Below are 8,356 nucleotides of genomic sequence, written 5' to 3'. Positions count from 1 at the left end.
GCGAACTCCTCCATCGAGGGCGCGCTCGAAGACGCGGATTCCTCGATCACGAACAGCGATCATGCCGGACTCCGGCGAGACGATCAAACCGGCGACACCAAGATCAGGAGGTGTGAATGGTTACGCGTGGACAGCTTTTTGAGGCTTGGCTCGTGGCCGGAGAAGGCGGCGTCGACCACGTCCTTGAGGACTGTGAACAGGGCTTCGAAAGCCTCGGGCGATACCTGTTCCAACGGCTGCGGCGGTTTGGCGGGTAAGGATTCTTCCGGGAAAAGCGGATCGCGTGGGGTAATTGATGGGGCAGGATCCTCGCCCAGGTTTACTTGCCTGCCCCGCTGGATTACTTCAGCCCATTCGGGCGGCAGATCCGGTAGTATCGCTTTCATATCTGCCATGGTCACGCTGGTCACCGGATCGAGCGAGAAGCCGGGCTGCGCCGCGGATTCGGGCTGCTCCGGCTCATGGCGCACAGCTTCGACGTAGCCGCGCTGAATAACGGAGATATCCTCCATGCTCAACGGCACCGCGGGAACGTCGGGCCAATTCCAACCCCCGGCCCATATCTGGTCGCCCAGCCCCCAGATTCCCTCGGACACGCGAAGGTTGGACAGATGGTAGCCTCCGCTCAAGAATCGGGTCAGCCCGGCTAGGTCGTCGACCCGCAGTGTGACATACCCATGGGCGGCCCGGACCTGGGCTGTGGGCTCCGGCCTCGCACTGGTCAGGCTGATGGTCTGCGTTTCGGGATCGAACTGGTAATAGTGAATTTGCGTGTACTCTGGGTCCGACCCGGAATTCGTGCGGTACTCGTCGATAGTCAGGCCGACCGTGCGGTTCCGGTATGGGCGGTCCTGCTGGACAAGCACGTGGAGCACTCGCCCGTCAAACAGGCTCCGCCCTGGTCCGACCTCCTGCCTGGACATGTCGGCGAATGCCTCGTCCCGGTCTGCAATAGTGTCGTAGAGAGCGTTGCGTACCTCGTGCGTGCTCATGTTCAGGTGAGCGGCGAGCCCTGTTCTGGCCAAATCGCGGAGATACTCGTCTTGTTCACTTGGTGTCAGCCTGCTCAGCTGGCTGACCGCGCCGGAGTACGAGATGACGAAATTACCTGGAGCTCCTACTGGTGGCGGCGGAGACTGGGGTGCGCTGCACCCGGCGATTACGAGAAGGACGCAGGTAATTAGCCCTGCGATGATTGAGTGCCGCCAGGCAACCCGTCGGGCTCGGCTTCGCGATCTGCTGCTGGAACTCCCGGCATTTACCATGAGCGCCCCCTCGGCACATTTGGCATGAGCCACCGAACTTCACTGCTTGGCTCGAAGTTATCCCGTAAATCCGGAGGGCCGTGTAGCAGAACAGTCACATTGATACATCCTGCAGGATAACCGCATGTTATCCTTCCGTGATTTCACAGTGGTTGCGTGTTTCATGCCTGCGACGAAACACGCAACTTTTCGCGACCGAAGGACACGGGCCCATTGGCACGGATTTTCTTCGGGGAACACCGGCCACCGGAACCGGGATTTCGGAATGTTTGCGGGCGCTCACCTGGCAGGCAATCCGCTCACGAAGCTGAGCGCCTGTTGCACCACGAGGAGGGGAAGCGGCCGCAACGTCAGAACGCCCATCCATCCCGGATGGGCGTTCTGACGGGGTCGGCTACTTGAGGATCGGGTACTTCTGGACGATCGCGGTGCGTGACCACCAGGCGCCGATGCCGAGGGTGTTTCCGGCGGAGGCGAGGGCGAGGCCGATGAGGACGACGGCGTAGATGAGGTGGTCGTCGATGAAGGGGTTGTTGGCCAGGGGGAGTTCGGCGGCCCACATGAAGACCAGGAGCAGGGTGCCGGTGGCGGCGGCGATGCGCATTCCGGCGCCGGTGATGAGGGCGGCGCCGATGCCGAGCAGGCCGAGCATGAACAGCCAGTCGACCCAGGCCTGTCCGGCCAGGCTGGAGAAGAATCCGCCGAGGGCGTTCTCGCCGGTGCCCTTGAGGAAGCCGGTGGTGGGGCTGCCGCCGTTGATCCAGGAGCGGGCGGCGGGGGTTGCCAGGCCCCAGCCGAAGACCTTGTCGAGGAAGGCCCACAGGAAGACCCAGCCGAGGGAGATGCGCGCGACGGCCCAGACATAGTCCACCGGGCGCGCCGCGGTGGGCGGCGTGTGCGAGTTGAAGGTGCGGGGGGTGTGGACGGTGCGGCGTCCTTCGGTGGTGGCCATGGTGAGTCCCTTTTCAGAGCGGGTCCTTGTATTTGTTCTCGCACCCCAATAACACCCTTTTGCGAGATCGATGCTTAGGGCTGGAGGACTCGCGCGGCGGGCCCGCAAGGCCCGTTCCGGGCGGGACCTTCGGCCCTGGAACAGGGCTGAGCATGCTGATCGACCCGCAAGATCAGCGCCAGGTCATTCTCACGGTTCCAGGCATTCGGGGATCGAGTCGGTACGGCCCCAAGGCCGCTGCGTGTGGCCGGAGGCGTCGTAGATCTTCACCCAGCCGATGGTGGGGAACCGCTTGAGGGTGAGCATGATCTCGTTCGCGATGGTGAAGGCGGACCCGTCGCCGCGCACGTGACCGGTGAGGTACACCCGCGCGACGCCTCTGCTGATCGTGAGCTTGCTGAATCCGGTGGCGTGCGAGCTGACCAGCCGCAGCCCGGCCGCCTGTTCGGCCGCCGTCGGCCCGGCGAACAGGCGCAGGAGGGCGCCGCGCGCCACGCCGGGGGGAATCACCGGGCGGAATACGGTGCGCGGATGGCCGGTGGAGTCCAGCAGGCGGATCCCCGCGTTCACGGTCCAGTACGGGGTGGAGAAGTCCACGACGACCCTGCTGGGGCTCTTCAGGGTGTACATCCGGTACGGCACCCGCTTGGCCAGCCCGACGCCGAACGACAGCACCGACTCGAAGTCACCGCTGTTGACCACCTGGAGGATCCCGGGCAACGCGTACGTCGTGCGCGCCGGGCCGTACGACGGGGAGCCGAGGGCGTCGTGGCCGTCGGCGCCGGTGAAACGCAGCAGGAGGATGGCGTCCCCGGCTACCCGCACGTCCTGCCCGGACCCGTCGGCGGCCAGCCGCTTCACGTACGTGCCGCTTCGCCGCACGGGCAGCCCGTCGCGGAACTCGAAGACGAGGCGGTCCAGCCCGGCAAGGTGTTCGGCGCGGATCGCCACGAGCACCGGGGTGGGCGCGGACACCGGGGCGAGAGGTCCGGCCGCCTGGACGGCTTCTGCGATGAGGGAGCGCATGATGATCATCTCTTTCTCGTGGGGTTCACGAGCCGGTCGTGGCCGGTTGACGGGTCTGGGCGCGCGGCGGTGCGGCCAGGGACAGCCCCAGCAGGATGAGCCCGGTCCCGGTGAGCGCGAAGAGCGCGGACGTGGCGAGCAGCCCGGCGATGATGCCGCCGAGCGCGGGGACGGCCGCCGCGAGGCGGAGGTCGGCGGTGACGCGGGGGGTGGCGTCGGCGTTCATGAGGACGAGGGTCCATTCGCCGGGCTCGGTCTCCCAGATCAGCGTGGAGCCGTCCGACTGCGCGGCCCAGAAATGCTGGCCGAGGGGCGGCACGGCGGGCTGGGAACCAACGCGTCGGAGGTGCTGGGCGTTCTGGCCGAGCTGCCTCAGCTGGTCGTGGGCGACGTTCCCCAGGTACCGGTCGACCGCGGCGGTGGGGGCGACGCCGATGAAGACCGGCGCGCCGGTGGAGTGCGCCTCGATTCGGATCCGGCCGACGGAGTCCCGCAGGAACCGGGCGCCCGGAGTGGTGAGCCTGACGTCGCCGGTGGTGATGGCGTACGTGGTCGTGGTCACCTGACCGGCGTCCACGGCGATGAAGCCGTCCGAGTCGCGGTGGAAGTGGAGCGTGGCGGCGCCGATGCCCGCGAAGGCGGTGCCGGCGGCGACCAGCGCGAGCACCGAACCGGACAGGACGGCCAGAATCGCGCCGCTGGTCCAGCGGTGGGCGGGGGCATGCGGCGACTCCGCCGGCGGGTCGTCGCCGGCCGCGGGCTCGCGTTCTCCCGCGTCGAGCCGGAATGGGGGATAGGCGTCGGTCATGAGGGCGGCGTACGCGGCGACGCGCAGCGTCCAGCGGTTCATGCCGAGCACGATGTCGAAGATCCCGCGCGGGTAGCGGCCGGTGAACAGCAGCGCGAGGGCGGCGATCAGCACCAGGACGCCGATGAGTCCGCCCAGGTTGAACTGCCAGGCGCCCTCGTACCGGTCACCGATCAGCAGGGCCCCGCTGGTGAACACCGCGACGAGAAGGTAGTGCGGGATGGCCAGTAACCACGACTTGACCAGGACCAGCCCGCGCGAGAGATGCTCGGGGTAGTCGACGTCGAAGGACGCCGGATAGCCGGGATCGGGCCCGAGCGTGAACGGCGGGTACCGGTCGGTGCCGAGGGCGCCGTAGCTGTAGTAGACGACCCGCCACGTCCAGCGCAGCACGCCGACGTTGAAATCGAAGAGGGCGCGCGGATAGCGGCCGGTGAACAGGATCGCGACGAAGGCGACCACGGTCAGCAGGAAGAACGCGGGCCACAGCAGGCTGAGCACGATGTAGTGCGGGATGGCCAGTAGCCACTTGACGAGCCAGAGCCACCGGCTCAGCGGGGTGTCGAGCCGGCCCTCCACACGTACGGGATAGCGGTTCATGGATGAACCTCCTCGGAGATCTGCCACCCTTAAGCGCATCACCGGCCGACCGGAGCGCGTAGCCGGCGAAAGTCCCCGATCAGCCGCTGATGGGCCTTTTCCGGTCACGTCTCCCGGATGCGTGTCCTTCGGTGACGGCGCCGCGCCCACCTGCGAACCTCGTCGGTTCCCCACACGAGGACGGGGAAGGCGGCGATCAGCGCGAGGACGTCCGGGCCGAGCGCAGCGGTACCGAACACCTCCTGCAGGTACGGCACGTAGATCAGAGCCGCGGTGAAGGCCAGCTCGAAGACGATGCCGCCCAGCAGCAGCGGATTCGTGAACAGCCCGGCCTGACGTAGTGAAGCGTGGTCGGTCCGGGCGGCCAGAGCCGTGCCGACCTGGCAGCTGACCAGCCCGGCGAACGTCGCGGTCGTCGCGGCCACGTAGGCGTGGTGCAACGGCGCTCCCGCGCTCACGTCGGCGCCCGGCCGCCACCCCGCGCGAAGCAGAACGTAGAAGAAGGCGAGCAGGACCAGCGCGGCGGAGACCAGCCCGAGGTACCCCCACGCGCGTACCAGCATGTCTCGCGAGATGACGCCCTGGGAACGGGGCCGCGGCGGGCGCGACATGATCCCCGGCTCGGCCGGTTCGCGGCCGAGCGCCAGCGCGGGCAGGGTCTCGGTGCCCAGGTCGATGGCCAGGATCTGCAGGACCGTCAGCGGCAGCGGCACCGCGCCCGCACTGAGGGCGAAGACGAGGAAGGGCACGATCTCAGGGACGGCGTGGGCGAAGATATAGACGATGAACTTGCGGACGTTGTCGTAGACGCGGCGCCCCGATTCGACCGCTGCGACGATGGTGGCGAAGTTGTCGTCGGTCAGTACCATGGTCGAGGCCTCGCGCGCCACGTCGGTGCCCGACCGGCCCATCGCCACGCCGATGTGGGCACGGCGCAGGGCGGGCGCGTCGTTGACCCCGTCGCCGGTCATCGCCACGATGTGGCCCTGCGCGCGCAGCGCGTCGGCGATCCGCAGTTTCGTCTCGGGTGAGGATCGGGCGAAGACGATCTCGCAGTCCTCGCCGAGCAGGCGGTCTAGCTCGCGGTCCTGGAGCGCCTCCGCCTCCGCCACCACGGTCAGCCGCGGCCGGCCGATGCCCACCTCCCGGGCCACCGTCGCCGCGGTCGCGCCGTTGTCGCCGGTGATGACGTGGATGCGCAGCCCCGCCTCGTGGCATCGGGCGACGGCGTCGGCCACCTCTTCGCGCGGCGCGTCGTAGAGGCCGACCAGCCCGACCAGGCGCAGACCCGTCTCGGCGTCCGCACGCCGTCGCGGAACGCCCGCCCCCGGAGGTAACTCGCGGGTGGCGATGGCCAGGACCCGAAGGCCCCGGCTCGTCATCTCCTCGACCTTGGCCCACGCTGTCTCGATCGGCCCGGTGACCAGGGCCAGCACCGACTCCGGCGCTCCCTTGGCCGCCACGACGAGCCGGTCCTGGTGGCGGGACACGGTCGACATCAGCCGCAGCCGTGCGTCGAACCGGAACAGGGCCTGCCGGTCGGCGTCCCGTTGCCCGAGCAGGAGAGCGAGGTCGCTCGAACCGGCGCCCTCGATCAACGCGATCTCCGTCGGGTCGCCATGGAGTTCGCCGTGCTCGCCGAGACTGACCGTGGTGCACTCGGCCATCAGGGACAGGAGTTCGGGTGTGTGGCCGCCCGGGGTCCAGGTGTCCTCCAGCCGCATGCGGTTGCGTGTCAGCGTGCCCGTCTTGTCGGTGCAGATCACCGTGGTGGAGCCGAGGGTCTCCACGGCGCTCAAACGCTTGACCACGGCGCCGCGGCGGGCCAGCACGCGGACTCCGACGGCCAGCGCCAGCGTGATCGTCGGCAGCAGCCCTTCTGGCACGTTGGCGACCAGCAGTCCGACGGCGAACGTCAGCGCGTCCCTGAGCGGCAGGCCGACCAGCGCGCCGGTGAGCAGGAACAGTACGCCCATGCCCACGGCGATCGCCGCGATCAGCCAGGCGACCCGCTTCACCTGGTTCTCCAGCGGGCTGGTCTCGCGGCGGGTCCGCTGACTCAACGCGGCGATCCGGCCGAGCTCGGTACGGTCCCCGGTCGCGAACACGATGGCCCGCCCCTCACCGCCCAGGCAGGTCGTCCCGCTGAAGACCAGGTTCGGCTCGCGCGGCAGCATGAGACCGTCCCCGGCGGGCCCGGCGACCCGCTCCACCGGAGCCGATTCACCGGTCAGCAGGGAGAGGTCGATCTCGACCGCGCCTTCGATCAGCCGGGCGTCGGCGGCCACCTTGTCGCCCTCCTCCAGCACGAGGATGTCGCCGGGCACCAGCTCGGCCGCCGCGACCGCGTGCCGGTGTCCGTCCCGGACCACCTGTGCGCGTTCGGGGAGATACGCGGCGAGGGCTTCCACAGCGCGTTCGGCCTGGCGTTCCTGCAGCAGGGCGAAGCCGGCGTTCACCACGATGACCGCGAGGATCGCCCAGCCCAGCTGCGCGGTACCGGCTGAGAAGGCCAGCGCGCCCGCCGCCCACAGCAGCAGCGCGAGCGGATGGATCAGCTGGCGGACCAGCTCAGCGAGGAGCGACGAGCGCTCCCGGCGGCGGATCTGGTTCGGCCCGTAGACGGTGAGGCGCCGTTCCGCCTCGCGGCGTGACAGCCCCTCCGGTCCGGTGCGTAACTCCTCGCGGAGCAGGGGCAACGGCTCGCGTGGATCGGGGCGGCGGTCAGCAGCCGAGGGGGATCCGGGGGATATGAGATGGCCCATGAATCCACAGTCCGCCGGGCCGATCGATCGCGGCAGGGTCCAAGGACCGTCCGAGGGTCCTTCGACTCGACGCGTCAGCGGGTCCGCCGCGGGCTCAGGTCGTCATCCTCCCAGCCGAGCCGATCGACGACGGCGACCACGCCGTTGACCCGCTGGGTCATGCGGACGGCCAGTTCCGCCTCGCTCCGGGTGGGCGTGTGCCCGGCCAGGGTGACCACGCCCTCCTCCGCGGCGACGGTCAGGGCGTCCGTAGTGATCCACTTGGCCGGCTTGAGCACCTCCTCCAGGATCTCGCCGGCCAGGTCGCGGTCGTCCCGGACGAACAGGCGGAGCAGGTCGCTGCGGCTGATGACGCCGGCCAGCCGGCCCTCGTCGTCCACCACGAGCAGGCGCTTGACGCGCTGCTCGTCCATGACCCGGACGGCGCGCACCACGGAGGTGTCCGGCCGGATGGTGACGGCGGGGCTGGTCATCAGGTCGGCTGCCGTGAGCGCCTGCGCTTTGCGGCGGGCGTCGAACCCGGGTGCGCGGTCGTTCCTGATGCGGCTGGGCGACTCGTAGCACTCGCGGTAGTACAGCTCGCGGAACTCCTCCTTGCGCAGCAGGTCCGCTTCGGAGATCACTCCGGCGACGTCGCCCGCGGCGTCCAGGACGGGGACCGCGCTGATCTTGTTGTCGGCCAGGGTGCTCGCCACCTGCTTGAACGGCATCGTGGTGGGCACCGTTATCGGTTCGCGGGTCATCACGTCCTGTACGTTGACGCGCATCGTTCCTCCTGGTCAGGTGTCGGCCGGGAGCGCCGCGCGGCCCGCCTCGAGGCGGGCCACCGGCACTCGGAAGGGGGAGCAGGACACGTAGTCGAGTCCGGCTTCGTGGAAGAAGCGCACCGAGCCGGGGTCGCCGCCGTGCTCGCCGCAGACGCCGATCCGCAGGTCAGGCC

At 69.0% G+C, this 8,356-nt stretch carries 7 protein-coding genes; all 7 read right to left on the bottom strand.

Annotation, left to right across the window (positions count from 1 at the left end; genetic code table 11):
- Positions 1 to 83 precede the first annotated feature (83 nt).
- Positions 84 to 992: a hypothetical protein gene (locus ABGB08_RS53835; RefSeq protein WP_347608104.1), complete on the bottom strand. Its 909-nt coding sequence runs from the start codon at positions 990 to 992 to the stop codon at positions 84 to 86.
- A 667-nt stretch (positions 993 to 1,659) separates the two neighbouring features.
- The gene (locus ABGB08_RS53830; RefSeq protein WP_347608101.1) at positions 1,660 to 2,217 is read right to left on the bottom strand and encodes a hypothetical protein; all 558 of its coding nucleotides are present in this window, start codon (positions 2,215 to 2,217) and stop codon (positions 1,660 to 1,662) included.
- Positions 2,218 to 2,406: 189 nt separating this feature from the next.
- A complete protein-coding gene (locus ABGB08_RS53825) occupies positions 2,407 to 3,252 on the bottom strand; it encodes a hypothetical protein (protein ID WP_347608097.1) in 846 nt (281 codons plus the stop codon).
- Positions 3,253 to 3,268: 16 nt separating this feature from the next.
- Positions 3,269 to 4,651: a DUF4389 domain-containing protein gene (locus ABGB08_RS53820; RefSeq protein ID WP_347608094.1), complete on the bottom strand. Its 1,383-nt coding sequence runs from the start codon at positions 4,649 to 4,651 to the stop codon at positions 3,269 to 3,271.
- 104 nt (positions 4,652 to 4,755) lie between these two features.
- Positions 4,756 to 7,416: a cation-transporting P-type ATPase gene (locus ABGB08_RS53815; protein WP_347608091.1), complete on the bottom strand. Its 2,661-nt coding sequence runs from the start codon at positions 7,414 to 7,416 to the stop codon at positions 4,756 to 4,758.
- 74 nt (positions 7,417 to 7,490) lie between these two features.
- Positions 7,491 to 8,183 carry a CBS domain-containing protein gene (locus tag ABGB08_RS53810; protein WP_347608088.1) on the bottom strand — a complete coding sequence of 231 codons (693 nt, stop codon included), beginning with the start codon at positions 8,181 to 8,183 and terminating at the stop codon, positions 7,491 to 7,493.
- A 12-nt stretch (positions 8,184 to 8,195) separates the two neighbouring features.
- The coding region (locus tag ABGB08_RS53805; protein ID WP_347608107.1) for a putative PEP-binding protein at positions 8,196 to 8,356 on the bottom strand (161 nt) is incomplete at its 5' end.

Origin of the sequence: Acrocarpospora sp. B8E8 (assembly GCF_039871605.1) — a bacterium.
Classification (GTDB): Bacteria; Actinomycetota; Actinomycetes; order Streptosporangiales; family Streptosporangiaceae; genus Acrocarpospora; species Acrocarpospora macrocephala.
Note: the sequence above shows the minus strand (reverse complement) of the source record. Positions and strands in the feature narration are given on the sequence as shown.

What these genes read in the sequence shown, in the direction of transcription:
- ABGB08_RS53830 (WP_347608101.1), bottom strand. Translation starts at nt 2,217, where the DNA reads ATGGCCACCACCGAAGGACGCCGCACCGTCCACACCCCCCGCACCTTC.
- ABGB08_RS53835 (WP_347608104.1), bottom strand. Translation starts at nt 992, where the DNA reads ATGAGCACGCACGAGGTACGCAACGCTCTCTACGACACTATTGCAGAC.
- ABGB08_RS53820 (WP_347608094.1), bottom strand. Translation starts at nt 4,651, where the DNA reads ATGAACCGCTATCCCGTACGTGTGGAGGGCCGGCTCGACACCCCGCTG.
- ABGB08_RS53810 (WP_347608088.1), bottom strand. Translation starts at nt 8,183, where the DNA reads ATGCGCGTCAACGTACAGGACGTGATGACCCGCGAACCGATAACGGTG.
- ABGB08_RS53825 (WP_347608097.1), bottom strand. Translation starts at nt 3,252, where the DNA reads ATGATCATCATGCGCTCCCTCATCGCAGAAGCCGTCCAGGCGGCCGGA.
- ABGB08_RS53815 (WP_347608091.1), bottom strand. Translation starts at nt 7,416, where the DNA reads ATGGGCCATCTCATATCCCCCGGATCCCCCTCGGCTGCTGACCGCCGC.